The organism is Megasphaera hominis (assembly GCF_014269395.1).
In the GTDB taxonomy this organism is placed as follows: domain Bacteria; phylum Bacillota; class Negativicutes; order Veillonellales; family Megasphaeraceae; genus Megasphaera; species Megasphaera hominis.
Window position 1 is genome coordinate 1 of sequence record NZ_JACOGK010000032.1, and the last position, 26,620, is coordinate 26,620.

Consider the following 26,620-nt stretch of genomic DNA (forward strand, 5'->3'; position numbering starts at 1 on the left):
GTTCGATTAGAGATTTTCCTGGTTTCCATCGGACATAACCTCTATAAATATCACAATAAAAAACTACGCTTGCAGAAATCCGCATAAACTGTAAAAATACTGCTTTATGGGGAAAGGGGCTTTGCGCCCATTTTTCAAAGGTCATTCTCTAAAAAAGGAAAAAGAGCATGAAAAAAAGGAAGTGGACAAAATGCTTTCGCATTTTGTCACACTCCCTTTTTTCTATTGCACCCGTTCTGTTTCAGTTCAAAACAAAGAAATGGAGGAACGACACAAAGGCGACGACAAAACGATAGTACGCAAAGGAGGCCAGCGTCGACTTATTCAGGAATTTCAGGAACCAGAGCACGGAAATATAGGCGACGATAAACGCGGTCACAAAGCCGATGGCAATCATGGCCAAATCGCCGCTTCCCAGCATGGACAGACTCTTTAAAAGGTCGTAAAAGCAGGCGACAATCATGACCGGCACAGCGATAATAAAGGAAAAATCTGCCGCTGCTTTACGGCTCAGGCCCAGAAAGAGGCCGCCGGCAATGGTCGAACCGGAGCGGGAGAAGCCTGGCCATAAGGCCAGAATCTGGAAAGCCCCGACGAGAAGTGCCTGCATAATAGTCATTTTTTCTACATCCTTGCAGATGACCCGCATTTTCGCCTTTTCTGCAGCCAGCATGAAGAGGCCGCCTACGACGAGGCCGATAATGACCGTAAAGGGAGAAAACAGATAAGTCTTAATGGCGTGATGGGCCAAATAGCCGATACCCATGACCGGAACGATCCCGGCGGCTACATGAGCCAGTGTCAGCCCTGTGTCACGGCGGTACCAGTTTTCCTTACGCAAGAGGTTCCAGCAGCGGTACTGCTTCAGCATGCGGATAAACTTGGCCTTGTAAATAATTAATACAGAAAGAATAGCCCCCAGCTGGATGAATACTTCAAATACACTGGCCTGCGGCCCGTCAAAGCCCAGCCAGTCCCCTACCAGTATCATATGGCCTGTAGAAGACACAGGCAGATATTCCGTAAGCCCTTCGACAACGCCGAGGATGACGGCAATCATATAATCGTTCATCGTATACGCTCCTTTTGTAAATGATGTCGGTACGGCGGCAGCCGCCGCCTTTACAAGCATACGGAAAATTATATCACACAATGTCTAAGAAAAAAAGTTTCTAACTTTTAAATAAAGGTAAACTTCTCTAGAGGAGCAACAAAAAAACTGCTGTCGCAGCAGCAGTTTTTTTGAGTAATATACACGTTAGTCAAGCGAAATGACGTGATCAGGATTTTCAATCTTGAACTTCGCGTATTTCGGATCCCCTTTATGTTCGAAATAAAGCGTGTCACCTTCGACGTGACCACGCCAGCTGACGATAATCGGGCATTCGCGGCTCAGCTTTCTAAGCATTTCGACAGGATCCAAATTCAAGATCGGCGCAAAGAGGAAGCCAACATTATCAATCATGACAACCCGGGCGTTTAACCGGTGAATGGCTTCGGAAATAAGGGAAATTGCCTTTTCCGGGCGATCTGCACGAGGAATTTCGAGGAATTCATCATCGAAAAGATCCTTTGCTTCACAAATTTTCCAGCCGTCCTGGTAGGTCAGTTCACGAATCAACTTACTCTTACCGGAACCAGGGCCGCCAATAATGATGAGAAGCTTTTCATCATCCTGTGCAATGTACTTCCACCTTTTCAAAACATCTGCATCTGTAACCATGAGTATCACCTTCATCTGCATTATTGTTTATATTTATTATACTGGAATTACACCTTGTAAGTAAAGGCTTTTTCCCAATTTATTTTTTATTGCTTATAACAAGGCCTTATGCAGCGTTGTCATTCCTCATCTTTCAAGCCATAGCGTTCCATGGGATCCTGTATATTTTTAATCGGTTCACTAATGAGCAAGACATCGTCAATATAGTCCGTAGCATGCTTGTTGATGAATACGAGGGACACGCCCTTTTGGAAAGGACTGTCGTAGTAATAGGCGTCGACATATTCTTCTCCTGCCGGCCCTTTTTCAATCCGGTCAGGCTGCCCATATAGCGCCAGCAGTGTCGATACGCGGTAGCCCAGGGTAGCACCACGGCCGGTAAAGCTGCTGTTATTCAGCAAAAACACCTTTTTGACCATATTATGGCGGTCTACTTCCAGCCCATACGAGCCGTAAAGCCAAAAGTGGCTCGTACCCCGCTTAACCATATTCGTCCACATATTATACTTATTCGGCACAAACGGCTCATTGACGCCATAGCCTACGAGGGTGAAATCCCGGGCTGAACGGCCATTGATCTGGGTTTCACTCTGGTCGGTTACGTACGGTGGCCGCGGCGGTATTAAAGCCACACGGGCAACCTTGCGCTCACCAATAGCGAAGATGAGGATATGATCCTTGCTAGGATTTTCATAAACAAAATAATAGACATTGGCGTCGGCATCACGCAGTACGTTTAAGGGTGCCCCGTATTTGCGTACGAGCAGTTCTGCCGGATGGCCTAAGTGGATGCCCGGTCCGATATAGACAGCGTCGCCGGAAGCCAGGGTCACCGATTCCACACCAGGCTGGACGGCTTTACGACCTTCTGCCGCTTCTTTGAGAAAATCTGCCGGTTCATTACGCAGACGTACACGCATGCGTAAATCAGTGCGGTCATACTTCAGTTCCGTGTAATGATCGCTTTGGGCGTATTTCGTCGGACTGCCAAAAATAGCTTTCACCTTTTGCAGGGAATCACCGGCACGCATACCGTTAAAAGTAAAATCCCGCTCTGTCAGCCTATGCAGGGCCAGGGTATCATCGGTCACGACAGCCGCCGGTTTGACCAGCATCGTATCCTTGCCCTTTTTATTTTCCTTCGCATCTCCTGCTGCCGCATTATCTTTTTTGGCTGATACCGCCTCCTTGCCGGCTGCCGACGGTACAAAGAGCGGCGCTTCAGCAGTCAGGCCGGCTTCACCGGAGGCTGGCATGGCTGCTGCGGCTGTCCCTACGGCAGTGCAACAAAAAAGCGCCAGGAGAAGACATAATTTTTTCGGGTGGTTCATCATCTTCCCTCCTTTCGGAGATGTTGAAAAAACACCCTCCGAAACGAGTCAAAGGGTGTTTTGTATACTTATTTCTGTTCCGGACGGCTCAACGGGAAGAGCAGGACATCGCGGATAGACGCACTATTAGTAAGGAACATGACCAGACGGTCAATACCAATACCCAGACCACCAGTCGGCGGCAGGCCGTATTCCAGAGCGCGGCAATAATCTTCATCCATCTGATGAGCTTCGTCATCCCCTAAGGCACGTTCTTTCATCTGTTGCACGAAACGTTCACGCTGATCGATCGGATCATTTAATTCCGAGAAGCCATTAGCCAGTTCGCGGCCATAAATAAAGCCTTCGAAACGATACGTAAGGAGCGGATTATCACGGTCCTGTTTGGTAAGTGGCGAGATTTCCAGCGGATGTCCCGTAATGATCGTCGGCTGAATGAGGTTTTCTTCTACGTAATCTTCAAAGCAGCCATTGATGATCTTGCCAATACCGCTGTGTTCCGTATATTCTACGTGGAGTTTATCGGCAATCGCCCGGGCTTCTTCAATGGTCGTGACGTTGCTGAAGTCTTCACCGGTAAATTTCTTTACCGCTTCAATCATAGTCATACGGTCCCACGGCGGTGTGAGATCAATTTCCTTATCGATATAGGTGATCTTCATCGTGCCGTACAGCATTTGAGCCAGCTTGGAAACGAGATCTTCTGTGATGAAAATGACGTCTTCCAAATCACCGTACGCCTGGTATAATTCTACCGTCGTAAATTCCGGGTTATGACGCGTGTCGATCCCTTCGTTACGGAAGCAGCGGTTCATTTCATACACCCGTTCGAGGCCGCCGACAAGGAGGCGTTTCAAATGTAATTCCGGTGCGATACGGAGGTAAATGTCCATATCGAGGGCATTATGATGGGTTTTGAACGGACGGGCTGCAGCGCCACCGGCAATATTGTGCAGCATCGGCGTTTCTACTTCCAAAAAGCCCCGATCGTCCAGGTACTTCCGGATACCCTTGACGATCTTAGACCGTTTAATAAACGTATCCTGTACTTCCGGATGGACGATAAGATCCAAATAGCGCTGGCGGTAACGCGTTTCTTTATCGGTCAGGCCATGGAATTTTTCCGGCAACGGACGCAGGGACTTGGAAAGCAGTGTCCACTTTTCTACGCGTACTGTCGTTTCACCGGTATGTGTCGTAAAGACCGGGCCTTCTACGCCGACAATGTCACCAATGTCGAGCAGCTTAAAGAGATCATATGATTCTTCGCCTAAGACGTCCTTACGGAAATACAGCTGAATTTCGCCGGTAATGTCACGCAATACGCAGAACGCCGTTTTACCGTGACGGCGGATAGCCATCAGACGGCCGGCAATGCGGACAAAGGTTTCTTCTTTTTCCAGTGTTTCTGCCTGATCTTTAATTTCCTGGGTATGGTGATCCCAGTCAAATTTCTGTCCAAACGGATAGACGCCGGCATCGATAAACTGCTGCATTTTTTCGCGGCGTACCTTCATTTGGTCATTTAATTTTTCTTCTTCCATTTCCATGGGCGCAGCATTCTGCTTTGTATCAGCCATCTTTCTCTTCTCTCCTCCTGTAATCTCTGCTTATTCTGCATCGGGCGGTAAAATCCGGTATTTCAAATCGCCTACCGGTGCTTTTACCGTTACGATAACAGGATTAGCGGCGTTGATGTTTTTCCCAAGAATAGCCGAACCTACAGGGGATTCATTGGAAATACGGTTGTTGAACGGATCCGCTTCGGCAGTACCGACAACAGTATAATCAAAACGGTCGCCTGTTTCTACATCTTCCAGGATAACCCGGGAGCCTAAGCGTACTTTGGCTGTATTATCGCTTGTTTCTTCGATAATTTTAGCCGTACGGATTTTGGCTTCCAATTCGGCAATATGGCCTTCTACCAAAGCCTGTTCGTTTTTTGCATCATCATATTCAGAGTTTTCGCTCAAGTCACCTAAGGCGATTGCTTCCTGAATACGTTTGGAAACTTTAATACGGCGGACCGATTTCAGTTCGTTTAATTCTTCTTTTAATTTCTGCAGGCCTTCCTGCGTAATCAGCGTTTCGTTAGCCATAGTATTACTCCTTCTCCTTGAAATACTGTGCAGTATGCCGGAACAGGCCGGCACGTATGGTTAATTTAACCGTAACTTTTATTATATGCACATCTAAAGAGCCTGTCAACGGTCCACGGCCTGTTCCAGTTGTGCTTCGACGATCGCCACAAAGGCTGCTACGCTTTCCGCACGGTTCAGCCGTTCCCGCAGTGCCGCCGAGCCGGGCAGGCCCTTCGTGTACCACGAGGCGTGGGAGCGCATTTCCCTAAGGCCCGTGTATGCCCCTTTATAGGCCACGAGAGCCTGGAAATGAGCCAGCAGCTGGCGGTACTTTTCAGCAGCTGACGGTGGCGGCAGGATAGTACCATCCTGCAGGTAGCGTGTGACCTCCCGGAAAACCCAGGGATTGCCTTGGGCACCGCGGCCTATCATAACGCCGCTGCAGCCGGTTTCGGCCAGCATGCGGCCTGCTGACGGGCCGTCTGCAATATCGCCATTGCCGATGACCGGAATGGATACGGCCTGGACGACAGCGGCGATTTTAGACCAGTCAGCGTGACCGCTGTAAAATTGTTCCCGTGTCCGGCCGTGAACGGCTACAGCTGCAGCGCCCGCTGCTTCTGCCCGTTTGGCCAGTTCCGGTGCTGTAAATTCTGCTTCATTCCAGCCGGTCCGCATTTTAACGGTTACAGGAATGGAAACGGCGTGTACGACAGCACGGATAATCGCTTCCGCCCTGGGCAAATCCCGCATCAAGGCTGAGCCTTCTCCGTTGGAAACGACCTTTTTCACAGGGCAGCCCATATTGATATCTACGATATCGGCGCCGGCGGCTTCCACGCGTGCTGCCGCCTTAGCCATCGTTTCCGGCTCAGAACCAAAAATCTGCATGGAAACGGGATGTTCCCCCGGCTCGATATGGAGCATCTCTTCTGTATGCACGTTATTATACAGCAGGCCCTTATCACTGACCATTTCTGTACATACCAAAGCCGCGCCATAGCCATGGGCAATGACACGGTATGGGGCATCGCAAACGCCTGCCATCGGAGCCAGTACGACAGGCGCAGCCAGCCGTACTGAACCGATAACCAGAGGCTTAGCGGTTACGTTCATAAATAATTCTCAATCCTTCCAGCGTCAGCATCGGTTCTACCAGGTCGATAGACGACGTTTCCGGTGCAATGATGACTGCCAGTCCGCCTGTCGCGACAACCCGGGCCTTGCAGCCCAGTTCCTTGCGCATACGGCTTACAATTCCATCAACCTGGCCGACGAAGCCATAATACACACCGGCCTGCATACTTTCGACAGTATTCCGGCAAATAACCTTATCGGTCCGGCAGACTTCAATACGTGGCAATTTTGCCGTACGTTGTACGAGTGCATCAGTTGAAATACCAATGCCCGGGCAGATAGAGCCGCCGAGATAATTTCCTTTTTTGTCGACAGCACAAAAGGTAGTAGCCGTGCCAAAATCGATAATAATAACGGGGCCGCCGTATAATTCATAGGCTGCTACGGCATTGACTATGCGGTCTGCCCCCACCTCACGGGGATTGTCATACTTGATGTCCATCCCGGTTTTCACACCCGGGCCGATGACCAGGGGAGATAAATTAAAATACCGCTGACACATGCGTTCCAACGTCGGCATGACCGGTGGCACAACAGACGAAATGATTATGGCATCTATGCAATCAGCATCAGCGTGATTCATCAAAAACAGGTTGCGGATCAACACGCCGTATTCATCCGTCGTACGCAGGCGGTCTGTGGAAATACGCCAATGGTCTACCAGCGTTTTGCCATCAAAAATGCCGAGTACGATATTCGTGTTGCCCACATCGATAACTAGTAACATGGATTTACCCACCTCTGCAAAGTGAACTGAGACTGTACCCGTACACCTGAGCAGTACAGTCCTGAAAAATAACACTTTCTATATGATAGCAGAGTTTACTGCAAAAAAACAGTAGTTTGCCACAAAAGATGGAGAATTTAGACGTTACGCACGCGTACATCGCCGGCTAATACGCGTTCCAGCCCATACGAGGTCTGTACGATCAGATTGCCATCGTGATCGATGTTGATAGCCGTGCCGGAAAAGGTGCGATCCGGCATAATGACTTCTACCTCTTCGCCTAACGTACAGGAGAGAGTTTTCCATTCATCGAGAATCGGGTCAAAGCCCACCTTTTCTGCCAGAAAATAGTAGCGTTCCAGCTGCACCAGTACATCACAGAGGAGCTTATTCCGTTTAAAGCGGACGTGTTCCATAGCCAGGCTGGTAACCGTATCTTTTAATTCATCAGGCAGGTTTTTCTGGGTAATCCCTGTATTAATACCGATGCCCATAATGAGATAATTAATTTTTTCCATCGACGCATTCAGTTCCGTCAAAATGCCGACGAGCTTGCGTCCGTTTACGAGGATGTCATTGGGCCATTTAATGCCGCATTCCACCTTGTATTTGCGCAGCACCTTCGTCACGGCAACGGCCGCTAACAAGGTGATCTTTGAAACTTCCATCGGCAGGAACGTAGGCCGTAAGACCAGGGAAAACCACAGGCCCTTGGCATAGGGAGAGAGAAAAAAGCGATTTAAACGGCCACGGCCACTGCTTTGTTCTTCTGACAGGACCAAGGTTCCTTCCGGAGCGCCTTCATTCGCTTTCTTCTTGGCCACGAGGTTCGTCGATTTCGTTTTTTCTAAATAGATGATCGGATGGCCCAGGCAGGTGGTGGACAGTTTTTTACTGATCATTTCCGGCTGTAACAGCTCCGGCGCGCTTTTCAGGCAGTAGCCTTTTTTAGTCGTCGATTCTATGACATACCCCTGTTCTCTCAGTATACTGACATTCTTCCAAACGGCCGTACGGGAAACGCCCAAGGTATCCGACAGCATTTGACCGGAAACATACTTCCCCTTATGGGCCAATAAATACTCCAGTATATCTTTTCTCATTACGCGTATCTCCTCTTCCGCTGTGCGAACGCTCTTACACACACATGCCTATTCTTTAATGTAATAACAAATCCTGATGAAATAATTGTAGCATAATAAAAATCACTGTCAATACTATAAAGAATGGTAATCGTTCCTGTGTTTTTACTTTATATAGTAAGGCGTTCTAAAAAAAAGAACTACAGCTAAGCTGTAGTTCTTCTGCTAGTTATTCACCTTTTGTTTCAGGAATGGCATTGCCCCAAGGGCTCACTTCTACATGGTCCTTCGTTTCTTCTTTGGGCTCGGCTGGCTGGCCATCACCTGCGCCAGGGTCTGCTTCAACAGCCGGTTCTTCTGCTGCCGGTGCTGTAAGCGTACCGTATTCGACGAGATTTTTAACCTGATCGCTATTGATGGTTTCTACTTCCATCAGCGCGTTGGCCATGCTCTGCAGGGACGTCATGTGTTCCCGCAGCATACGCAGTGTATCGGCATAGGCTTCAGAAACAATATCATGCATTTCCTTATCGATCATTTCTGCAACGCGTTCACCATAATTGCGTTCATGACCGAGATTTTTACCGAGGAAAACCTGTTCCTGCTGTTCACCAAAGACCAGAGGGCCAAGCTTGCTGCTCATGCCCAGACGGGTGATCATCTGACGGACAATACGCGTAACGCTCTGCAAATCGCCGGAAGCGCCACTGCTGATTTCGTTGAAGACGATCTGTTCTGCCGCCCGGCCACCGAGCGCGACACGGATTTGTGCCAGGTAGTACGACCGCGTTTCATAAGAACGGTCTTCTTCCGGCAGCATCATCGTATAGCCGCCGGCACGGCCACGGGGAATAATCGTTACTTTATGAACCGGATCGGCATCAGGTAAGAGATAGGCTACCAGAGCGTGCCCCGATTCATGGACAGCGGTCAGACGCTTTTCCTTGTCGCTAATGACATGGCTGCGTCGTTCCGGACCAAAGCATACCTTTTCACTGGCTTCTTCCATTTCGGCCATATTGATAACCCGCTTATCCGCACGGGCAGCCAAGAGGGCAGCTTCATTCAGAAGGTTACCCAAATCGGCACCGGTAAAGCCCGGCGTCTTCTTGGCAATCGTTTCCAAATCAACATCCTTGCCTAAAGGCTTGCCTTTGGCATGAACCTTAAGAATGGCAATACGGCCGCGCAGATCCGGACGATCGACAGTGATCTGACGGTCAAAACGGCCGGGACGCAAGAGCGCCGGGTCGAGAATATCCGGACGGTTCGTTGCGGCAATGGTAATGATGCCTTCATTGGCACCAAAGCCGTCCATTTCAACGAGCAGCTGGTTCAGCGTCTGTTCCCGTTCATCATGGCCACCGCCAAGACCGGCACCACGCTGACGGCCTACTGCATCAATTTCATCGATAAAGACAATACACGGCGCATTCTTCTTCGCCTGGGCAAAGAGGTCACGCACACGGGAAGCGCCGACGCCGACAAACATTTCTACGAAGTCCGAGCCGCTAATGCTAAAGAAGGGCACGCCGGCTTCACCGGCTACGGCACGGGCCAGCAAGGTTTTACCAGTCCCCGGAGGGCCAAAGAGCAATACGCCTTTTGGTATCTTGGCACCGATGTTATTGTATTTACTCGGATTGCGGAGAAACTCAACAATTTCTGACAATTCTTCTTTTGCTTCATCTTCACCGGCAACATCCTTAAAGGAAACCTTTATCTTTCCTTCCCCATGCATTTTTGCATGGCTCTTGCCGAAATTCATAACCCGGCCACCGCCGCCCTGGGTCTGCTGCATAATAAAGAACCAGGCACCGATCAGGATCAGGATCGGCAGTACGTTCGTGAGCATGCTCATCCACATGGAAGGCTGTTCAGGCGGCTTAGCGATAATGGTCACATCGGCATCACGCAAAGCCGGCATCAAGGCTGGATCTGTCGGAGCATACGAGGTGAAAGACGTGCCATCCTTTAGCTGGCCGACGATAGCATGGTCATCCGTAAGCTGAATGGTATCTACCTTCTTTTGCTGGACCTGATTCATGAAATTCGTATACGTAATTTCGGACTTATCTGACTTATTGGTCGTAAAGGCATCTATGATAGAGACGGCAACGATAATAAGAAGTAAGTATAAGCTTACATTCCTCACAAATTTACTCAAAATATTGCTCCTTTCGCATATGTTCTAACTTATGCTGCCCAGTCGAGGGAAAACTGGCAAACATACCAATACACCCTTATATTATCATACTTTAAGGAAAGCAACAACAAGGAAAGCATCAACAATTCTAGTGATTGTACACTTCTTCTTTCAATACGCCAATATAAGGGAGGTTGCGGTAGCGGCTGTTGTAATCCAGTCCGTAACCGACGACAAAGGCATCGGGTATTTCAAAACCGTTATAATCGACGGGAACATCGACTTTACGGCGCGAAGGTTTGCTCAGGAGCGTTGCAATCTTAACCGAATTAGCGCCCCGTTCCAACAGGAGCGGTTTCAACTTGCTGAGCGTAACGCCCGTATCGATAATGTCTTCTATAATCAGGATATCCCGGCCCTGCACATCGCTGTCGAGGTCCTTGCGGATTTTGACAAAGCCCGACGACGTTGTAGAAGAGCCATAGCTGGAGCATACCATGAAGTCAAATTCTACAGGGCCATCAATAGAGCGGGCCAAATCCGTATAAAACATAACGGCCCCTTTCAGAATACCGCAAAGCAAGATATTTTTACCGGCATAATCGCGGCTGATTTGCGCTCCCAATTCCTGTACTCGCTGTTTAATCTGTGCTTCTGTAAACATGATGGTCTTTACATCGTTATGCATGATCTTCCTCCTGAAATTCAAAAATAATAAAAGCTGCAGTAGCAGCCTGGGGCGCTGCCGTAAGGGACGCTTCCAGACCACAAAGCCAAAGCACCTGATGGCCCTGGCAAAGAAGAGGCCAGGCCGCCCGTTTTTCCGGCGGCACCTGCCGTTCATTTAAATATTTTTTCAGGCTTTTTGTACCGCCTGGCAAGGCAATGGTATCCCCGGCCTGGCGGCCACGCAGAACCAACGGTCCCTTACAGGCATGGCCGTCACGCACCAGACAGTGACTCGTCTCTTGGGGCGCTACGCTGCTATAACGCACGTGCACTACAGCCCGGCCAAAGCGATAGGTCCCCGGACCTCCGATGACCACAGGGGCGGGTACGGCAGCTGCCACAGGCTTTACACCGCGGGCAGCTATGATAAAACATAAATCCTGAGCCGTCGTATAGACGCGCAGGCCCTGCCCTTCAAATGCGTGGCCTGCCGGTTTATCGAGCAGCTCCCGGATTCGTTCCGTATAGGCAAAGGAAATATCCCGGCTGCTGCCCCGTGTTTCCTGGAAGAGACGGCGGATCAGGCGCCGCTGCAACGCTACAGGCTGGGCAGTGATAACAGCACGGCTCAGGGCCCTGCCTCGTTTTAGGAGCTTGACCTCAGCTTCATACAGGCGTCCTGCCAAAAGCTCCAGGCAGTCCTCATCGGCCCGGGCAATGTCTGACAAGCGGTTCAGGTCAGCCAGGATAGCCGGGTTATATTGTGTTAAATAAGGCAGGAGCTCTAAGCGGATGCGATTCCGCTGATAGAGCAGCTGGCTATTCGTTTCATCCTCACAAGGCGTAAGTCCCACGAGGCTGACGTAGCGTTCTACGTCAGCACGCGTCAGGGCCAGTAGTGGCCTGATGATGGGGCCGCTCTTCGGGCGCATGCCAGCGAGACCGGCCAGCCCGCTGCCCCGCAGAAGATGCTGCAGGACCGTCTCAGCCTGGTCATTTTGCTGATGTGCCACGGCTATAGCCTGTGCCTTGGCTGCCACGGCAATTTCCTTAAAGATGGCATAGCGTGCTTCCCGCCCTGCCGTCTCTACAGACCGGCCTGTTGCGGCAGCCAGTTTAGGAACATCGATGTAGCGGCTGACAAACAGGCATTGGCGCCGTTTAGCTTCCTGCTCTACCATGGCTACTTCCCTATCGGCCGCCCGCCGGATGCCGTGATGGACATAGACGGCGATGAGCGTGAGGTCATAGTCGTCTTTGAAGCGGGACAGCATATCCAGAAGTGTCAGGGAATCCGGTCCGCCGGAACAGGCAATGACCAGCGTATCGCCCCTGGTAAAAAGCCTGTGTGTCCGGACAAAGGCCTCGACGCGCCGCAGGATGCCTGCCGCTTCCGCATTCATCGGTTGAACCAGGCGGCATCCTGAAAGGCACCGCTATAGAATACACCTTCCAGGAGGTCCTGTTCACTAATCGTAAGGGACGGTATATTATACGCCGTCAGACACGAATGGGCAATGACCAGTCCGGCAACGATAATATCACTGCGGCGGGGCTGCAAGCCCTTTACGTGCCGTCGTTCTTCTGCTGTCATGGCCGTCAGCGTATCAATCCAGTACGTAATCCGTTCGGCCGGTATGACACAGCCTTCTACCTGTTCAGGATCGTACGGATCGAGCTGTAATTCCATAGCCGCCAGGGAGGTGAGCGTACCACCGACACCGATGACGATTTCCGGCTGTACCGGCAAGGGCAGCCATTCTGGCAGGCATTCTTCCTGCTGGGCTACACATTCCTCAAAGGTCTGTGTCTTGCCACCGGAGCGCACAGCGCCAAAGGGATAGCTGTGCGACCACGCCGCCTGGCCGTTGCGGCCTAAGGCAAATTCCGTACTGCCGCCGCCAATGTCAATCACCGCAGCCAGTTTATCACCGGCAGCGGCAGCAGCACCGCGAAAGCTGTAGGCTGCTTCTTCAAGACCGGTCACAGCGCGACAGCGCCAGCCAAAGCGGGCGCGCACTTCAGCCAAAAAGGCCTGCCCGTCTTTGGCTTCCCGTACGGCGCTGGTTGCAACAGCACACACGGGGATCGTGCCGATTTTCTCTTTCCATGCCGCCATGGCGGCAAAGGAATCTTCCATGCCTGCCGGCGAAAGGCGGCCTGTATTTTCAATGTCGTATCCCAGCCGTGTCGTGGCCAGCTCTTTTGGTAAAAACTGCCAGTGCCCCTTTTCATCACACGTACCTTGCAAGAGGCGCAAAGAATTAGAGCCAATATCTACGACTGCAAATCTATCTTGTTCCATAACTGCTCCTTCAACTCATGACCTGCGTGGAGAACGGAAAACGCTGTCTGGAAAAGAAATAAAAAGAGCATTCCATCTCGGAATACTCTTTCGCCTTCATACTTCCCAGGATACGAAATTAATCAGCATGCCGGGCGCCACGGCCGCCTCGCTTGGATTCTGTATTGCGTTTCAAATCCATGAGACGTTCGTCACTTTCTTTCATAAACTTGCTAAGCCGGTCTTCAAACGAAACGGGTGCTGAAGAGCGACGGCTTACGTCAACGTTATTGTTGTGGTGGTGGAATTCATGCTTGGGGTGAAACTCCTTCTTTTCCGGAGCCGGCTGTGTCCGTTTGATAGACAGGCCTATTTTTCCTTTTTCATCGATAGATAAGATCTTGACGTTTACCTTATCCTGAACTTTTAGGAAATCATGTACATCTTTGACATATTCGTTAGCTACTTCTGAAATGTGGACCAGGCCCACCTTTTTATCTGGAAGTTCAACGAATGCCCCAAACTTAGTGATTCCTGTGACAGTCCCTTCCAACACGCTGCCTACTTCGATTGCCATGCTGATACCATATCCTCCTTTAATATGAGTACGCGTTACAAAAAAACGTTTATAATCATTATACTAACAAACTTTGAAAAATTCAATCGAAATTTATACGCCATCTGATAATTTACTGTTATATTTTTAAGGACGGTAAGGTATTTCTCCCGGACGGGCCATGCCGAACTGCTCCCGGGCCTGGCGCATAATTTCTGCCGGTGATTCCAAAAGGTCCTTTTGGTTATGAAGGCGTTGATTTTCTTCTGTCAATTCCTGTTCCTGCCGGATGGTTATCTGCATATCCTGACGTATTTCCCAGAGCTCATAGAGCTTAATGCTGAGAAACACCGTACCTGCAATGAGCAGTACCACAACAAGTCGGGTGTACGCAGACCAGCGCGCCTTTTTCTTGCGGCGGCTTTTTCTTCGCCTGCCCTGCGGAACGGGACGCTGTTGCTTTGTTCGTTTCACTACGTACGCTCAACTCCTTTGAAAAAGTAAGACCTAACCCATAGTATACCTTTATTTTATCGTAAGATAAAGGCCTCTTTGGGTTATTTCTCTGCCGTCACAACAAAAACTTCACCTGGCCGGGCTTTTTTTGAGACAGGTTTGCGTATGCCCCTTTCAAATCCCCCGTTTCTCTCTTATAATAAGGCCTATACGGTGTTTTGCCAAATTCTGCTAGTCTGAGGAGGAATATTCATGCCTTATTCACCACTTACCCCTGATATACTCGCCCAATTGGTCCGGATTGCAGGGCCTAAAAATGTGCTCACCGATCCGGAACGGATGGAGCCCTACAGCCACGATGAAGTCACCGATCCGGCGTACCATCATCTGCCGGAAGCCGTCGTTTTCGTGGAAACGGCAGACCAGGCAGCTGCCGTCATCGGCCTGGCTAACGAATATCATTTTCCCGTCGTTCCCCGTGGCGCCGGCACGGGACTGGCCTGTGGCGCCGTCCCGATCTACGGTGGTGTCGTCCTCTCCCTGGAAAAAATGAACCGCATCCTGGAAATCAACGAAGCTGCCCTCTACGCTGTAGTAGAACCGGGCGTTCGCACGGCTGACTTGCAAAAGGAAGTAGAAGCCAAGGGGCTTTTTTATGCCGGTGACCCCTGCAGCGGTGATTCCTGTTTCATTGGCGGCAATATTGCCACCAACGCCGGTGGCAACCGGGCTGTCAAATACGGCACGACACGTAACCAGGTCTATGCCGTAGAAGTCGTCAACCCTACAGGGAAAATCGTCCGCCTGGGCGCGCGCTTACAGAAGCAGTCTACAGGCTATTGCCTGGACCAGCTGATCATCGGCTCGGAAGGCACCCTGGGGATTATTACACAGGCCACGCTGAAGCTCCTGCCAAAGCCTCAGCATAAGCTGGACCTGCTGGCCATCTTCCCCAGTACGGAACAGGCCATCGGCGTCGTAACCCAGATCATTAAAGCCGGTATTACGCCGACGTGCGTCGAATTTATGGACAATATTACCATTAAATCTGTAGAGAAATACCTGCACGAAACCTTACAGGACAGCGACAGCGGTAATTATCTCATCGTCGAAGTAGAGGGTACCAGTGAAGACGACATGGACGACAAAGCCGTCCTCTTGGACGAAATCTGCACGGCAAACGGTGCCTCGTCCGTTCTCGTCGCCGATTCGGCCCGCATCTGGCAGGCCCGCAAGGCCTTTGCTGAAGCCGTCCGGGCGGAAAGCCTGATTGTCTGCAAGGAAGATGTCGTCGTACCCGTCGATCAGGAACCGCAGCTCATCGATGCCATTTTGGCCCTTGCCAAAAAATACAATCTTATTACGCGCATTGCCAGCCATGCCGGCGATGGCAACATCCACCTCAATATCCTAAAAAACCCGGACCTGACGTACGAAGCATGGCAGGAACACGTAGACGCCAACCAGCAGGAGCTGTACACCTTAATCTACAAGCTCGGCGGCCGCCTGTCAGGCGAACACGGTATTGGCAGCAAGCGAAAGGTCCTGATGGAAGAATTCACTAACCCGGATGAACTGGAAATGATGCGCGCCGTCAAAAAAGCCTTGGACCCGAATAACATCCTCAATCCCGGTAAAATTTTCGATGTAGAGTAAAACAGACGGACCATCCCCTTTACTTCACGCCCATTTACAGGTATAATAAAGTAATCTTCAAGGGCAGGGTGTAATCCCCGACCGGCGGTAAAGTCCGCGAACACGCAAGTGTACGATTTGGTGCAATTCCAAAACCGACAGTACAGTCTGGATGAATGAAGATATCCGGCAGCGTTTTGCCTGTCGTGATCTTTGTTACTGGAAAGCCCTGAACACCTATGGTGATCAGGGCTTTTATATATGTAGGAGGTTCTGTACATGGATACAAACGAAAAGAAGCACAATACCATCGAAGAAGCTATCGAGGCACTGCAGGCTGGCCAGATTGTCATCGTTGCAGACGATCCCGAACGGGAAGACGAAGGCAACTTTGTCTGCGCTGCCCAGTTCTGCACACCCGAAAATATCAACTTTATGCTCACCAATGCCAAGGGCCTGATCTGCCTGCCTGTCAGCCAGGAATACGTATATAAATTGGGCCTGCCGCAGATGGTTAGTGATAATAAGAATAACAATCACACAGCCTTCACTATTTCTATCGATGCTGCCGACGTCGAAACGGGCATTACGGCAGAAGACCGGGCCCGTACAATCCGCCTGGCCGCGTCAGATGAAGCTACGCCGACGAGCTTTAACCGCCCGGGCCATCTCTTCCCCCTCGTTGGCGTCAAAGGCGGCGTACTGCGGAGAAATGGACATACAGAAGCGACGCTCGATCTCCTGCGTCTGGCCGGTTTGAAGCAGGTCGGCGTCTGCTGCGAAATTCTGGACGACCGCGGTGAAATCATGCATGCCGAAGGCCTATGGAAACTGGCGGAAACACATCACCTGAAATTCATTACGATCCATGACTTACAGAATTACTGCCGCCGTCACGACAAGCATGTCATCCGCGAAGCTGCCGCTGCCATGCCGACTAAGTTCGGCGAATTTAAGATTTACGGCTTTATCAACGATCTTACGGGCGAACACCACGTAGCACTCGTCAAAGGGGATATTGGCGACGGCAAAAATATTCTCTGCCGCGTCCATTCCGAATGCCTGACGGGCGACGTCTTCGGCTCGTGCCGGTGTGATTGCGGTGAACAGTTAGCTGCAGCCTTGACGCAGATCAATAAAGAAGGCCGCGGTATTCTCCTCTATATGCGGCAGGAAGGCCGCGGTATCGGCCTGATCAATAAACTGAAGGCCTATGCCTTACAGGAACAAGGCTACGATACGGTAGAAGCCAACGAAAAGCTGGGCTTTGCGCCGGATTTGCGCGAATATTGGATTGGCGCTCAAATTCTCCAGGACCTGGGTGCCCGGGAATTGCGGCTGCTCACCAACAATCCCTTGAAGATTTATGGCCTCGAAGGCTTTGGCGTAGAAATCGTCGAACGCGTGCCGATCGAAATGGCGCCGCAAAAGTTCGATGAATTCTATCTCGAAACAAAGAAAAATAAAATGGGACATATTCTTCCCCACTTAAAATAAGCATAAACAAAAAAGGCTGCCCTCGGGCAGCCTTTTAGCATTTTCGTTACTCTTCACTTAATAAGGTAAACCATTCACGATTATAATCGATGAGCCCGTCTCGTTTCATGCGGCTCAGCTCTGCGGACATAGCCGACCGGTCTACAGAAAGGAAATCAGCCAGCTGCTGCCGGTTAAAATTGATAGAAAATGTATCTTTGCCACGTTTTTTAGCTTCGTCGGAAAGATAGACCATCAGTTTCTTGCGCGTAGAACGCTGGGACATATAGCGGATTTTCTTGGTAAGGATCATGTTCTTACCGGCCAGCACGCCGAGGAGATTGGCAGCAAAGGCTTCCTGTGCTTTCGTAAAGGCCACGCCGGCCTGCAAAATCCGGTTAATGTCGATAAAAAGGATTTCACACTTTTCCATGACGACTACATCGACGGCTGAACGGACGCCGCGCAGACAGGCAAAGGCTTCGGCAAACATTTCCCCGGCTGAAACGGCCGTCAGGATATTGCGGTTTCCCCAATAGTCTTCCTGCACAATGTGGACCGTCCCACTGAGGACGATACCGATGGAATTCACTTCATCGCCTGCATAAAAGACAAAGCTCCCTTTTTCATAGCTATGGCGGTGACTGCCCATATCCCGCAGCATTTGCACGATATCTCCCGGTTCTATATCTTGGAAAAGCGCTGTTTTTTGTAATACTTGTACATATTTTTCCATTGTTTCACCTCGTTGTTGTTTGTACAACAGCAAATTACGTCGTTTCATACTATACTTACTACATCAACAGAAACAGGTACGGCCTGTAATATAAAAGAACCAAGCCTGATTATGAGTATTGCGTCTGAGAGGGAGGATGTACGATGAAACGGAAAATTATCCATATTGATCAAGAAAAATGTAACGGTTGCGGCCTTTGCGCCAAAGCCTGCCACGAAGGTGCCATTGGCATGGTAAACGGCAAAGCCCAATTATTGCGTGACGACTATTGCGATGGCCTGGGCGACTGCCTGCCTCATTGCCCTACAGGAGCCATTACCTTTGAAGAACGCGAAGCAGCAGCCTATGATGCCGATGCCGTAGCCGTGCACATGAAAGAACGGGGACTTAAAGCACCGGCCGGTGGCTGTCCCGGCAGCCGCTCCCGCGTACTCCACCAACCGGCAGCCCCGGCTGGCGGTTGCCCCGGCAGCAATATGCGCACATTGCAGCACGAAGCACCGGCAGCAGCAACAGCAGCTCCGGGTGCCAGCGTATCCCAGCTGCAACAGTGGCCTGTCCAGATCAAGCTCGTACCGGTCCACGCGCCGTACTTCGATGGTGCCCGTCTCCTTATTGCAGCAGACTGTACAGCCTATTCCTATGCGCGTTTCCACGACGATTTCATCCGCAACCGGATCACTCTCGTAGGCTGCCCAAAATTGGATAGTGTCGACTATTCCGAAAAATTAACGGAAATCATCAAGAGCAACAATATCAAAGATGTCACCATTGTCCGCATGGAAGTGCCTTGCTGTGGCGGCCTGGAAATGGCCGGCAAAAAAGCCCTGCAGAACAGCGGCAAGTTCATTCCCTGGCAGGTCGTTACCATTTCTCTCGATGGCAAGATCCTCGATGCCTGATACGAATATGTTAAAAAGACGAACCGAAATACCGGTTCGTCTTTTTTATTTTACCTTACGGTATTTCTACATTCCATTCTTCTTTCAGTGTAGAAAGACACATAAACGTTTGAGATGAAGCCACCGTGGGGATTTCATTCAATTCATCCATTAAGAAGTGTTCCAAATCGTCTGGCGTCTTTACGAGTACTTTCAGAAGATAATCAAAAGCACCTACTACATGATGACACTCCAGCACCTGCTGAAACTCGACAATTTTTTGACGGAATTCCTCTACATCACCGGACCGTTCTAAGTTGACCATAATAAAGGCGGTTACATTGTAGCCGGTCTTACGACGGCTGATCTTTGCACCGTAGCCTTCAATAATGCCGCTGTGTTCCATCTTGCGGATACGTTCTGATACTGCCGGTATAGAGAGGCCTACAACACGGCTGATTTCCGTCGCTGAGGCCTTGCCGTTTCTTTTTAAGATAGTCAGTATCTTTTCATCAATATGATCCATTCAGGTAACATCCCCTTACAATTTAAATTGTGCATTCTTCTACTTAATGTATAGGTATATTATCTTACATTCTAAAGGAAATGTAAATATATAATTTAGATTTTATTGAATTCCTTTATTTTTATTCAGCTACACAGCAGGGATTAGATCATATTGTTCTTAAAAAGAGTTTATTGTGCCAGATGAAAATCGCTATTCATATCAGAAAAGTGTTTTTTAAATCCAGATGTCATATAAAGGGTATTGTCCTCACCGGTGATTTCCCCTTCAATACCAGCCTGGCCGTTGAGGAAGTCCATTCCTTTTTCCGGCCCCAAAACAAAAATGATCGTCGTAAACATATCACTCAGCATACCGGCGTGTGGCACACTGCCATCGATGACGACAGAGTCGCTCATGACACCGGAACGCGACGGCCGTCCCGTACGGGGATCGAAAATATGATGGTAGCGTACACCATCCTGGATGAAATACCGTTCGTAATCCCCTGACGTACCTAGGGCTTGGTTTTCGATCGCAATAATCCCTAAATACGTATTAGCATCGTCATTACGCGGATGGCGGATACCGATATTCCAAGGCTTGCCCTTGCTGGTCTTGCCGACAGCATACATGGAGCTGGCCCCCATATTGATGAGGCCGCTTTCAATGTGATGGGCCTCGTATATCTTACGTATTTCGTCGACTGCGTAGCCTTTGGCAATGCCGCCGAGATCGATGGACATGCCTTCCTTAGCCAGCATGACACTGTGATCTTCCGGCCGCAGGAGAATATCCTTGTAATTGACCTTCTCCAGGGCAGCTGCAATTTCCGCGTCGCTCGGAATGTGCTGGCCGTCGTTGCCAATATCCCACAGATTCGTAATCACCCCTACGGTAATGTCCCAGGCACCGTTCGTCTTGACGGAATACTCCTTAGAAAGGGCAATCATTTCATAGATGCCCGGGTCAACCTGTACATACTCGTGTCCGGCGGCCGCATTGATGCGGCTTACATCACTGTCCGGATTTTGGGCACTGGCCAACTTATCTATTTCCTGTATGCGCGTGAGGCCTTCTTCCACAGCCTCCTTCGCTTCTTTCCCTTCTGCGCGCAGCTGCACAGTCGTATCCATGGCAATGGCACTCTTATCGTAAGACTGCTCCGAATGCAGGGCGCATCCGGAGCAGCTGAGTACGATCAAGAGCGCAGCCACACTTATATAGCGGGCATAGCGTTTCAGATCCATATTAACCTACGTTTTCTTCTTTCTTGAAGACACCTTTGAGCATTTCGCCAATAGCGCCGGTCGGGCACTTAGTCAGACACGTAGCGTTCGTGCAGTGATGACATACGTCCTGATTGACAATAGCGAGATGGTCGACAACTTTTACGCCTTCTTCTTCCTTCAAGGAACAGTTTCTCATGCAGGAACCGCAACCGATGCAAAGGGCTTTGCAGTTCTTCATGGCAACAGCACCAAAGTCTTTGGAGCTGCAGCTTACGCTGACCTTTGCACTCATAGGCAGCAATTCGATAACATGGTTCGGGCAGGTATTGGCACATTTGCCGCAGCCTGTGCACATCTTACGGTCGACAACGGGAAGACCATTCGGGCCCATGCTCATAGCATTGAACGGGCAGGCACGGACGCAGTTGCCAAAACCGAGACAGCCAAACTTACACGTTTTCGGACCCTGCTGTACCAATTTGGCAGCAGCACAGTCATGAACGCCCTTGTATTCAAAGGCCATTTTGGCAATCCCATTACCGCCACGGCATTTGATGTGAGCATACTTAGGTTCTGTAGCTTCTGCTACTTTACCCGTCAATTTAGCAACAACAGCAGCAACTTCCGCTTTGCCAGGAACGCAAAGGTTAGGCGGAACATCCGGGTCAAGAACAACTGCTTCTGCATATTTGGCACAACCGGCGAAACCACATGCACCGCACTGACCTTGCGGTAATGCTTCTTTTACTTCGCCAATGAGCGGATTTTCTTCCATGGCAAATTTCTTATCAGCCAATGCGAGGACGAAACCAAACACGATACCTACGCAAGTCATGATAACAACGGCCATGATGGCTATGAACGCATAATTCATAATAGGTTTTCCAACTCCTTTGCGTTAGTTAAATCATACCGGAGAAGCCGAGGAAAGCAAGCGAGAGCATACCGGCTACGACGAAGGCAATAGGTGTGCCTTTCAGTGCATCAGGTACATCTGCATAGTCCAATTTTTCACGGCAGCTTGCCATGAGGATCAAGGCCAAAGCAAAGCCTAAGCCGGAACCAACGGCAAATACGATATTCTGAACGAAGTTATAATCGTTGGTAACACTGATAACAGGTACGGACAATACGATACAGTTCGTTGCGATCAGCATGAGGTAAATCCCCCACATGTTATACAATGTCGGCGATTCTTTCTTGATGATGATTTCGAGCAGCTGTACAAAGCTGGCAATCAAAACAACGAAGGTAATCGTACGTAAGAATGTCAGTCCCAAGGGAACTAAGACAAAGTTATAAACGAGCCAGGCCAAAATCGTACTTAAAGTAATAACGGACGTTACGGCAAAGCCCATCCCGATGGATGCGTTCAGGTTCTTGGAAACACCGAAGAAGATACACAGGCCCAGGAACTTGGTCAATACGAAGTTGTTAATCAGAACAGCCCCGATAAACAGCGTAAAATATGCGCCCATTATCCTTCACTCCCTTCCATTGCTTTTAACTGTTTGGCTTTTTCACGCGACTGGTTCCACATCTTGACGCCGGCCATCATGAAACCGATGAGCATGAAGGCTCCAGGCGGCAAAGCGAGGATCAGGGCTGGCATGTAGCTCGGGCCAAAAACATCAACGCCGAAGAGCGTGCCGTTACCGATAAGTTCACGTACGAAGGAAATGACAAACATAGCAATCGTAAAGCCGACGCCCATGCCCATGCCATCGAGGAAGGAAACGAGTACGCCGTTCTTCGAAGCAACGGATTCAGCGCGGGCCAGGATGATAGCAAATACGACGACCAAGTCGAGGTATACGCCAAGAGCTTTGTACAGATCCGGGGCAAAAGCCTGGAGGAAAAGCTGTACACACGTTACGATAGTAGCAATACAAGTAATGTAAACAGGTACACGTACCTTTTTGTTGATTGTCTTACGGATAATAGAAACAACGACGTTGTTCGAGGTAATAACGAACCATACTGTCAGACCCATTGTTAAACCGTTGATAACACTGGTTGTAACGGCCAGGCCAGGGCACAAGCTCAAAGCTAATACGAAGTATGGGTTTTCTTCAATAATGCCTCTACTAAATACTTTCCAAAGATTCATTATTATTTACCCCCCATCTTTGCTGCTTCTTCAACAGCTTCTTTTACACCGCGGGTGAATGCGCGGGAAGAAATGGTCGCACCCGTCATAGCCTGAATCTTGTCTTTGACACCGGCATCCTTCGTTACTTCCAGGTTTTCTGCTTTCTTGCCTTTAAACTGATCTTTAAAGGGGGATTTAGCACCACGGTCGCCGAGGCCCGGAGTTTCGTTCGCTTCGAGTACCGTATAATCTAATACAGTGCCATCAGTAGAAACAGCTGTGAGCAACTTGATCGGTCCGCCATAGCCTTTCGGTTCTGTCGGGATAATAAAGGCAACCTTCTGGCCACCCTTTTCGGCAATGTACGTATCCTTTTTGCCTTCGACAGGAACGAATTTATCAGCCTGCGGTACGAGTTCCTTCATGGATTGTTCTTTCATTTCTGCAGCCTTAGCTGTGGCAATCGGGCCGGTAACAAAATATACAGCACCGATGATACAGCCGGATACAAGACAGGTAAGAATAAGGTTCAGGGCAATCTTAAAAATGCCGCCTTCTTTTTTGTCTGCCATTTTATTTAGCCCCCTTTGCCTTTACTGCGCCGAAGACCTGCGGTTTAACCAGACGGTCAATGAGCGGAGTCAGTGTATTCATGAGCAGGATGGAATAGCAAACGCCTTCCGGATAACCACCGAGAACACGGATCAATACGGTAATGAGACCACAGCCTAAGGCAAAGATCATCTGGCCTTTCAGCGTAATAGGAGCCGATACCATATCTGTAGCCATGAAGAAAGCGCCGATAATAAGGCCGCCAGCCATCATTTCAAAGAGAGCGACGTTCGGGCTCTGGTAAATGATTGCCATGAGAATACCTACAGTTGCAATCATGATAACCGGTACCTGCCAGTTTACATAGCCTCTCCAAATGAGATACAGGCCGCCGAGGATAAGCAGTACGGTGCAGGTTTCGCCCATCGAGCCATTGCGCATACCGAAGAACATGCTCTGGTAAATGGAACCCCAATCGTTGGCACCAAAGAGAGTGAACAGTGCATCCTGGCCACCGTGTTTGAATACGTTCAACGGTGTAGCACCGGCAACGCCATCGATAACCTGGCCATTGAGCTGGGTCCATGTCGTCATGGCAACCGGCCAGGAAACCATCAGGCCGGCACGGCCAACGTGAGCCGGGTTAAAGAGGTTATAGCCCAAGCCGCCCATAGACTGTTTACAGACGACGATGGCTAAGAAGGAACCAACGATGCTCATCCACCAAGGCAGGCTCGGCGGGCAGCACATAGCAAGAAGAAGACCGGTGATGACAGCACTGCCATCCTTAATGGTAACCTTCTTGTGCATCATTTTTTCCCATAAGAATTCAAAAACGACAGCCGATACGACGGCGACGATGATGTTTACAAGAGCGTTGATACCGAAGTAATATACGCCGAACGCAGCAGCCGGCACGAGAGCCGCTACAACATTCCACATGATTTTAGGAATGCTTTCGTTACAGCGAACATGCGGTGAAGATGATACAGTAAGTTTTAATTCCTGCATGTCTTTAGCATCCTTTCCTATAGTTTGTCCTTTTGCTTCTGGACTCATGATATCCCTTCTTCCAATTATTTCTTAGCCTTCTGCGCATCGGCCTTTGCCTGGGCTTCACGCTGAATAGCTTTGCACTGTGCTTTTGCATTACGGATATACTGTACGATATTACGTTTAGCCGGGCAGGTATAGACACAGCTGCCGCATTCTACGCAGTTCATAACACCGTATTCCATGCATTTATCCCAAGCTGCGCAGGAAGAGAAGATGCTCAGCTGACTTGGGATAAGGCCCATCGGACATGCTTCAACACAACGACCACAACGGATACAAGGTTCTTCTTCGCCAACCTGGCATTTTTCCGGAGACAAAGCAAGAATACCAGAAGCGCCTTTCGTAATAGGAACATCCAGCTGGTACTGGGCCAGCCCCATCATGGGGCCACCGCCAATAACGCGGTCCGGAGTCTGCGAGAAACCACCGCAGTAATCGATAACTTCCTGGAAAGGAGTACCAATACGCAGGGCGAGGTTTTTCGGTTCTTTGATGCAATCGCCGGTTACCGTGGTCAGACGCTGAATGAAAGGAATACCATGGCAAACGGCATCCGTAACAGCAATAACCGTACCTACGTTGCTGACAACGCAGCCTACGTTCATAGGCAATCCGCCCGGTTCAACCTGACGGCCGGTCATGGCTTCGATCATCATTTTTTCAGCACCCTGCGGGTATTTCGTCTTGCAGGCCTTTACCGTTACTTCAGGAATATCCTTGAAGGCTTCGGTCAGCTTGCTGATAGCTTCGGGCTTATTATCTTCAATACCAATGAAGCCCTGCTTTACACCCAGCGCTTTCATGATGATCTGAACACCGGTTACTAATTTGTTGACATATTCGTCTTCTACCATAGCCCGGTAGTCGCACGTCAAATAGGGTTCGCATTCTGCCCCATTGACAATAAACGTATCGACAGGTTTATTCGGTGTGAATTTTACATGAGCCGGGAACGTTGCACCGCCGCAGCCAACGACGCCGGCCTTTTTGATCAATTCGATGATTTCCTTGCTATCGAGTTGTTTCCAGTCATGTTCTTCCGGTATCCCGTCAGCCCATTCGTCTTTGCCATCCGATTTGATAACCACAGACATGCATGTGACCATCATATTGTGCGGCATAGGCGCCACTTTGACAACATCGCCGGAAATAGACGCATGGATGTCGGCATGAAGGAATGCGTCACTCGTACCTATGAGCTGCCCTTTTTTTACATGATCTCCAACTTTTACAGTCGGTGTGCAAGGGGCACCAAAGTGCTGGCTCATCGGGATGACTACTTGATCCGGTATTGCCGGGGTTTCTATGGCTTTATCCTTTGCATAGATCTTCCCATCGTCAGGATGGACCCCACCTCTTTTAAAGGTATTCAACATCAAAAATCACCTCATCAGATATAATGAAAAATAAAAACAATAAGCAGCATACCTGGAATCACGGCACTTGCCAGTCTTCACGCCCCTGACCAATCTGCAACCTGTCGATAGTTTTTTTAACAGATTGTTTTCGGTGCGCTGCTGATGCCATAGCGCATAAGCACGGCTATGGCAATCCAAATATGATGCTTGATGACCCTGCAGCCAGCAATGTATCCATAACATCCTGCCGGTTTTCTGCAGTCCAAACCCCGCCCAGTCGTCCAATAGAGACAAATTGCGCGGCACTCCTGCTGTCATACGGACAAACGGCCTCCTGTAGAAACCGCTTGTTACAACGACAATCATTCACTTTCAATCGACATAATTATATCATTATCTCTTTCATTATTCAACGTGAAAATTATAGCAAGGTCGGCATATAGAGATGCGTCTGCCGAATGTATTTTATCTTCACAAGCAGGGAGAAACCTTATGATTTATCCCGATTATTCAGCCTTTCTTTATTTATTCTTTAGGTTTTACGAGCATGATTCTATTTCTATACATGTTCGTACGTAATACGTTTATCTGTTTTTTGATGATGTGAAAATAGCATATTAATTATGTGAAAAAATAATACAAAGTAGTGCTTATTCATGCCTCCCGGCCTGGCGCCGGCATAAAAAAAAGGGAGTGTGACAAAATGCGAAAGCATTTTGTCCACTTCCTTTTTTTCATGCTCTTTTTCCTTTTTTAGAGAATGACCTTTGAAAAATGGGCGCAAAGCCCCTTTCCCCATAAAGCAGTATTTTTACAGTTTATGCGGATTTCTGCAAGCGTAGTTTTTTATTGTGATATTTATAGAGGTTATGTCCGATGGAAACCAGGAAAATCTCTAATCGAAC

At 49.4% G+C, this 26,620-nt stretch carries 26 protein-coding genes and 1 riboswitch; of the genes, 3 read left to right on the top strand and 23 right to left on the bottom strand.

Annotated elements, in window-relative coordinates; all coding sequences use genetic code 11:
- Positions 1 to 241: 241 nt before the first annotated feature.
- From H8J70_RS10015 to H8J70_RS10080, 14 genes are all read right to left on the bottom strand, one after another.
- Positions 242 to 1,072 carry an undecaprenyl-diphosphate phosphatase gene (locus H8J70_RS10015; protein WP_186504075.1) on the bottom strand — a complete coding sequence of 277 codons (831 nt, stop codon included), beginning with the start codon at positions 1,070 to 1,072 and terminating at the stop codon, positions 242 to 244.
- A 186-nt stretch (positions 1,073 to 1,258) separates the two neighbouring features.
- On the bottom strand, positions 1,259 to 1,723 hold the full coding sequence (gene brxF / locus H8J70_RS10020) for a BREX-3 system P-loop-containing protein BrxF (RefSeq protein WP_186504076.1): 465 nt from the start codon (positions 1,721 to 1,723) through the stop codon (positions 1,259 to 1,261).
- Between the two features lie 119 nt (positions 1,724 to 1,842).
- Positions 1,843 to 3,054 carry a hypothetical protein gene (locus H8J70_RS10025; protein ID WP_186504129.1) on the bottom strand — a complete coding sequence of 404 codons (1,212 nt, stop codon included), beginning with the start codon at positions 3,052 to 3,054 and terminating at the stop codon, positions 1,843 to 1,845.
- Positions 3,055 to 3,122: 68 nt separating this feature from the next.
- Complete coding sequence (gene lysS, locus H8J70_RS10030; protein WP_186504077.1) at positions 3,123 to 4,634, bottom strand: lysine--tRNA ligase; 1,512 nt, start codon at positions 4,632 to 4,634, stop codon at positions 3,123 to 3,125.
- Between the two features lie 30 nt (positions 4,635 to 4,664).
- Positions 4,665 to 5,153: a transcription elongation factor GreA gene (gene greA, locus H8J70_RS10035; RefSeq protein WP_186504078.1), complete on the bottom strand. Its 489-nt coding sequence runs from the start codon at positions 5,151 to 5,153 to the stop codon at positions 4,665 to 4,667.
- A 105-nt stretch (positions 5,154 to 5,258) separates the two neighbouring features.
- Complete coding sequence (gene dusB, locus H8J70_RS10040; protein ID WP_186504080.1) at positions 5,259 to 6,251, bottom strand: tRNA dihydrouridine synthase DusB; 993 nt, start codon at positions 6,249 to 6,251, stop codon at positions 5,259 to 5,261.
- Positions 6,235 to 6,999, bottom strand: coding sequence for a type III pantothenate kinase (locus tag H8J70_RS10045; RefSeq protein WP_186504082.1), 765 nt, complete (start codon positions 6,997 to 6,999; stop codon positions 6,235 to 6,237). The genes dusB and H8J70_RS10045 overlap by 17 nt, the downstream gene beginning before the upstream one ends.
- A gap of 137 nt (positions 7,000 to 7,136) precedes the next feature.
- The gene (locus H8J70_RS10050) at positions 7,137 to 8,102 is read right to left on the bottom strand and encodes a biotin--[acetyl-CoA-carboxylase] ligase (RefSeq protein WP_186504084.1); all 966 of its coding nucleotides are present in this window, start codon (positions 8,100 to 8,102) and stop codon (positions 7,137 to 7,139) included.
- 208 nt (positions 8,103 to 8,310) lie between these two features.
- A complete protein-coding gene (gene ftsH, locus H8J70_RS10055) occupies positions 8,311 to 10,248 on the bottom strand; it encodes an ATP-dependent zinc metalloprotease FtsH (RefSeq protein ID WP_186504086.1) in 1,938 nt (645 codons plus the stop codon).
- Positions 10,249 to 10,375: 127 nt separating this feature from the next.
- Positions 10,376 to 10,915 (bottom strand): hypoxanthine phosphoribosyltransferase, encoded by a 540-nt coding sequence (hpt, locus tag H8J70_RS10060; protein ID WP_186504088.1) that lies wholly within the window; start codon positions 10,913 to 10,915, stop codon positions 10,376 to 10,378.
- Entirely contained in the window at positions 10,908 to 12,299 is a 1,392-nt protein-coding gene (gene tilS, locus H8J70_RS10065; protein WP_186504099.1) for a tRNA lysidine(34) synthetase TilS, read from the bottom strand. Before tilS ends, hpt begins: the two co-directional genes overlap by 8 nt.
- The gene (locus H8J70_RS10070; RefSeq protein ID WP_186504101.1) at positions 12,296 to 13,201 is read right to left on the bottom strand and encodes a Ppx/GppA phosphatase family protein; all 906 of its coding nucleotides are present in this window, start codon (positions 13,199 to 13,201) and stop codon (positions 12,296 to 12,298) included. The genes tilS and H8J70_RS10070 overlap by 4 nt, the downstream gene beginning before the upstream one ends.
- 118 nt (positions 13,202 to 13,319) lie before the next feature.
- On the bottom strand, positions 13,320 to 13,757 hold the full coding sequence (locus H8J70_RS10075; protein WP_186504103.1) for a S1 domain-containing RNA-binding protein: 438 nt from the start codon (positions 13,755 to 13,757) through the stop codon (positions 13,320 to 13,322).
- A 126-nt stretch (positions 13,758 to 13,883) separates the two neighbouring features.
- Positions 13,884 to 14,210 (bottom strand): FtsB family cell division protein, encoded by a 327-nt coding sequence (locus H8J70_RS10080; protein ID WP_186504105.1) that lies wholly within the window; start codon positions 14,208 to 14,210, stop codon positions 13,884 to 13,886.
- A gap of 234 nt (positions 14,211 to 14,444) precedes the next feature.
- On the opposite strand from H8J70_RS10080, the gene H8J70_RS10085 reads away from it, so the two are divergent.
- On the top strand, positions 14,445 to 15,848 hold the full coding sequence (locus H8J70_RS10085) for an FAD-binding oxidoreductase (protein WP_186504107.1): 1,404 nt from the start codon (positions 14,445 to 14,447) through the stop codon (positions 15,846 to 15,848).
- Positions 15,849 to 15,898: 50 nt separating this feature from the next.
- Positions 15,899 to 16,014, top strand: a riboswitch (FMN riboswitch).
- 92 nt (positions 16,015 to 16,106) lie between these two features.
- Positions 16,107 to 17,324 (top strand): bifunctional 3,4-dihydroxy-2-butanone-4-phosphate synthase/GTP cyclohydrolase II, encoded by a 1,218-nt coding sequence (locus H8J70_RS10090; RefSeq protein ID WP_186504109.1) that lies wholly within the window; start codon positions 16,107 to 16,109, stop codon positions 17,322 to 17,324.
- A gap of 46 nt (positions 17,325 to 17,370) precedes the next feature.
- Here the strand turns inward: H8J70_RS10090 and H8J70_RS10095 are convergent, their stop codons facing one another.
- Entirely contained in the window at positions 17,371 to 18,039 is a 669-nt protein-coding gene (locus tag H8J70_RS10095; RefSeq protein WP_186504111.1) for a Crp/Fnr family transcriptional regulator, read from the bottom strand.
- Positions 18,040 to 18,182: 143 nt separating this feature from the next.
- Here H8J70_RS10095 and H8J70_RS10100 point away from each other — a divergent pair, with 143 nt between their 5' ends.
- Positions 18,183 to 18,941: an ATP-binding protein gene (locus H8J70_RS10100; protein ID WP_186504113.1), complete on the top strand. Its 759-nt coding sequence runs from the start codon at positions 18,183 to 18,185 to the stop codon at positions 18,939 to 18,941.
- A 55-nt stretch (positions 18,942 to 18,996) separates the two neighbouring features.
- Here the strand turns inward: H8J70_RS10100 and H8J70_RS10105 are convergent, their stop codons facing one another.
- The 8 genes from H8J70_RS10105 to rsxC form a co-directional block, all read right to left on the bottom strand.
- Positions 18,997 to 19,446 carry an Lrp/AsnC family transcriptional regulator gene (locus tag H8J70_RS10105; protein WP_186504115.1) on the bottom strand — a complete coding sequence of 150 codons (450 nt, stop codon included), beginning with the start codon at positions 19,444 to 19,446 and terminating at the stop codon, positions 18,997 to 18,999.
- A 170-nt stretch (positions 19,447 to 19,616) separates the two neighbouring features.
- Positions 19,617 to 20,561 (bottom strand): FAD:protein FMN transferase, encoded by a 945-nt coding sequence (locus H8J70_RS10110; protein ID WP_186504130.1) that lies wholly within the window; start codon positions 20,559 to 20,561, stop codon positions 19,617 to 19,619.
- A gap of 115 nt (positions 20,562 to 20,676) precedes the next feature.
- A complete protein-coding gene (gene rnfB / locus H8J70_RS10115) occupies positions 20,677 to 21,531 on the bottom strand; it encodes an RnfABCDGE type electron transport complex subunit B (protein WP_186504118.1) in 855 nt (284 codons plus the stop codon).
- A gap of 28 nt (positions 21,532 to 21,559) precedes the next feature.
- Positions 21,560 to 22,135, bottom strand: coding sequence for an electron transport complex protein RnfA (locus tag H8J70_RS10120; RefSeq protein WP_186504123.1), 576 nt, complete (start codon positions 22,133 to 22,135; stop codon positions 21,560 to 21,562).
- On the bottom strand, positions 22,135 to 22,767 hold the full coding sequence (gene rsxE / locus H8J70_RS10125; RefSeq protein WP_186504124.1) for an electron transport complex subunit RsxE: 633 nt from the start codon (positions 22,765 to 22,767) through the stop codon (positions 22,135 to 22,137). Before rsxE ends, H8J70_RS10120 begins: the two co-directional genes overlap by 1 nt.
- 2 nt (positions 22,768 to 22,769) lie before the next feature.
- Positions 22,770 to 23,321, bottom strand: coding sequence for an RnfABCDGE type electron transport complex subunit G (locus H8J70_RS10130; RefSeq protein ID WP_186504125.1), 552 nt, complete (start codon positions 23,319 to 23,321; stop codon positions 22,770 to 22,772).
- Position 23,322: 1 nt separating this feature from the next.
- Positions 23,323 to 24,360 (bottom strand): RnfABCDGE type electron transport complex subunit D, encoded by a 1,038-nt coding sequence (locus H8J70_RS10135; protein ID WP_186504126.1) that lies wholly within the window; start codon positions 24,358 to 24,360, stop codon positions 23,323 to 23,325.
- Between the two features lie 17 nt (positions 24,361 to 24,377).
- The gene (gene rsxC / locus H8J70_RS10140) at positions 24,378 to 25,733 is read right to left on the bottom strand and encodes an electron transport complex subunit RsxC (RefSeq protein WP_186504128.1); all 1,356 of its coding nucleotides are present in this window, start codon (positions 25,731 to 25,733) and stop codon (positions 24,378 to 24,380) included.
- Positions 25,734 to 26,620 lie beyond the last annotated feature (887 nt).

What these genes read in the sequence shown, in the direction of transcription:
- H8J70_RS10015 (WP_186504075.1), bottom strand. Translation starts at nt 1,072, where the DNA reads ATGAACGATTATATGATTGCCGTCATCCTCGGCGTTGTCGAAGGGCTT.
- brxF (WP_186504076.1), bottom strand. Translation starts at nt 1,723, where the DNA reads ATGGTTACAGATGCAGATGTTTTGAAAAGGTGGAAGTACATTGCACAG.
- H8J70_RS10025 (WP_186504129.1), bottom strand. Translation starts at nt 3,054, where the DNA reads ATGAACCACCCGAAAAAATTATGTCTTCTCCTGGCGCTTTTTTGTTGC.
- lysS (WP_186504077.1), bottom strand. Translation starts at nt 4,634, where the DNA reads ATGGCTGATACAAAGCAGAATGCTGCGCCCATGGAAATGGAAGAAGAA.
- greA (WP_186504078.1), bottom strand. Translation starts at nt 5,153, where the DNA reads ATGGCTAACGAAACGCTGATTACGCAGGAAGGCCTGCAGAAATTAAAA.
- dusB (WP_186504080.1), bottom strand. Translation starts at nt 6,251, where the DNA reads ATGAACGTAACCGCTAAGCCTCTGGTTATCGGTTCAGTACGGCTGGCT.
- H8J70_RS10045 (WP_186504082.1), bottom strand. Translation starts at nt 6,999, where the DNA reads ATGTTACTAGTTATCGATGTGGGCAACACGAATATCGTACTCGGCATT.
- H8J70_RS10050 (WP_186504084.1), bottom strand. Translation starts at nt 8,102, where the DNA reads ATGAGAAAAGATATACTGGAGTATTTATTGGCCCATAAGGGGAAGTAT.
- hpt (WP_186504088.1), bottom strand. Translation starts at nt 10,915, where the DNA reads ATGCATAACGATGTAAAGACCATCATGTTTACAGAAGCACAGATTAAA.
- tilS (WP_186504099.1), bottom strand. Translation starts at nt 12,299, where the DNA reads ATGAATGCGGAAGCGGCAGGCATCCTGCGGCGCGTCGAGGCCTTTGTC.
- H8J70_RS10070 (WP_186504101.1), bottom strand. Translation starts at nt 13,201, where the DNA reads ATGGAACAAGATAGATTTGCAGTCGTAGATATTGGCTCTAATTCTTTG.
- H8J70_RS10075 (WP_186504103.1), bottom strand. Translation starts at nt 13,757, where the DNA reads ATGGCAATCGAAGTAGGCAGCGTGTTGGAAGGGACTGTCACAGGAATC.
- H8J70_RS10085 (WP_186504107.1), top strand. Translation starts at nt 14,445, where the DNA reads ATGCCTTATTCACCACTTACCCCTGATATACTCGCCCAATTGGTCCGG.
- H8J70_RS10090 (WP_186504109.1), top strand. Translation starts at nt 16,107, where the DNA reads ATGGATACAAACGAAAAGAAGCACAATACCATCGAAGAAGCTATCGAG.
- H8J70_RS10095 (WP_186504111.1), bottom strand. Translation starts at nt 18,039, where the DNA reads ATGGAAAAATATGTACAAGTATTACAAAAAACAGCGCTTTTCCAAGAT.
- H8J70_RS10100 (WP_186504113.1), top strand. Translation starts at nt 18,183, where the DNA reads ATGAAACGGAAAATTATCCATATTGATCAAGAAAAATGTAACGGTTGC.
- H8J70_RS10105 (WP_186504115.1), bottom strand. Translation starts at nt 19,446, where the DNA reads ATGGATCATATTGATGAAAAGATACTGACTATCTTAAAAAGAAACGGC.
- H8J70_RS10110 (WP_186504130.1), bottom strand. Translation starts at nt 20,561, where the DNA reads ATGGATACGACTGTGCAGCTGCGCGCAGAAGGGAAAGAAGCGAAGGAG.
- rnfB (WP_186504118.1), bottom strand. Translation starts at nt 21,531, where the DNA reads ATGAATTATGCGTTCATAGCCATCATGGCCGTTGTTATCATGACTTGC.
- H8J70_RS10120 (WP_186504123.1), bottom strand. Translation starts at nt 22,135, where the DNA reads ATGGGCGCATATTTTACGCTGTTTATCGGGGCTGTTCTGATTAACAAC.
- rsxE (WP_186504124.1), bottom strand. Translation starts at nt 22,767, where the DNA reads ATGAATCTTTGGAAAGTATTTAGTAGAGGCATTATTGAAGAAAACCCA.
- H8J70_RS10130 (WP_186504125.1), bottom strand. Translation starts at nt 23,321, where the DNA reads ATGGCAGACAAAAAAGAAGGCGGCATTTTTAAGATTGCCCTGAACCTT.
- H8J70_RS10135 (WP_186504126.1), bottom strand. Translation starts at nt 24,360, where the DNA reads ATGAGTCCAGAAGCAAAAGGACAAACTATAGGAAAGGATGCTAAAGAC.
- rsxC (WP_186504128.1), bottom strand. Translation starts at nt 25,733, where the DNA reads ATGTTGAATACCTTTAAAAGAGGTGGGGTCCATCCTGACGATGGGAAG.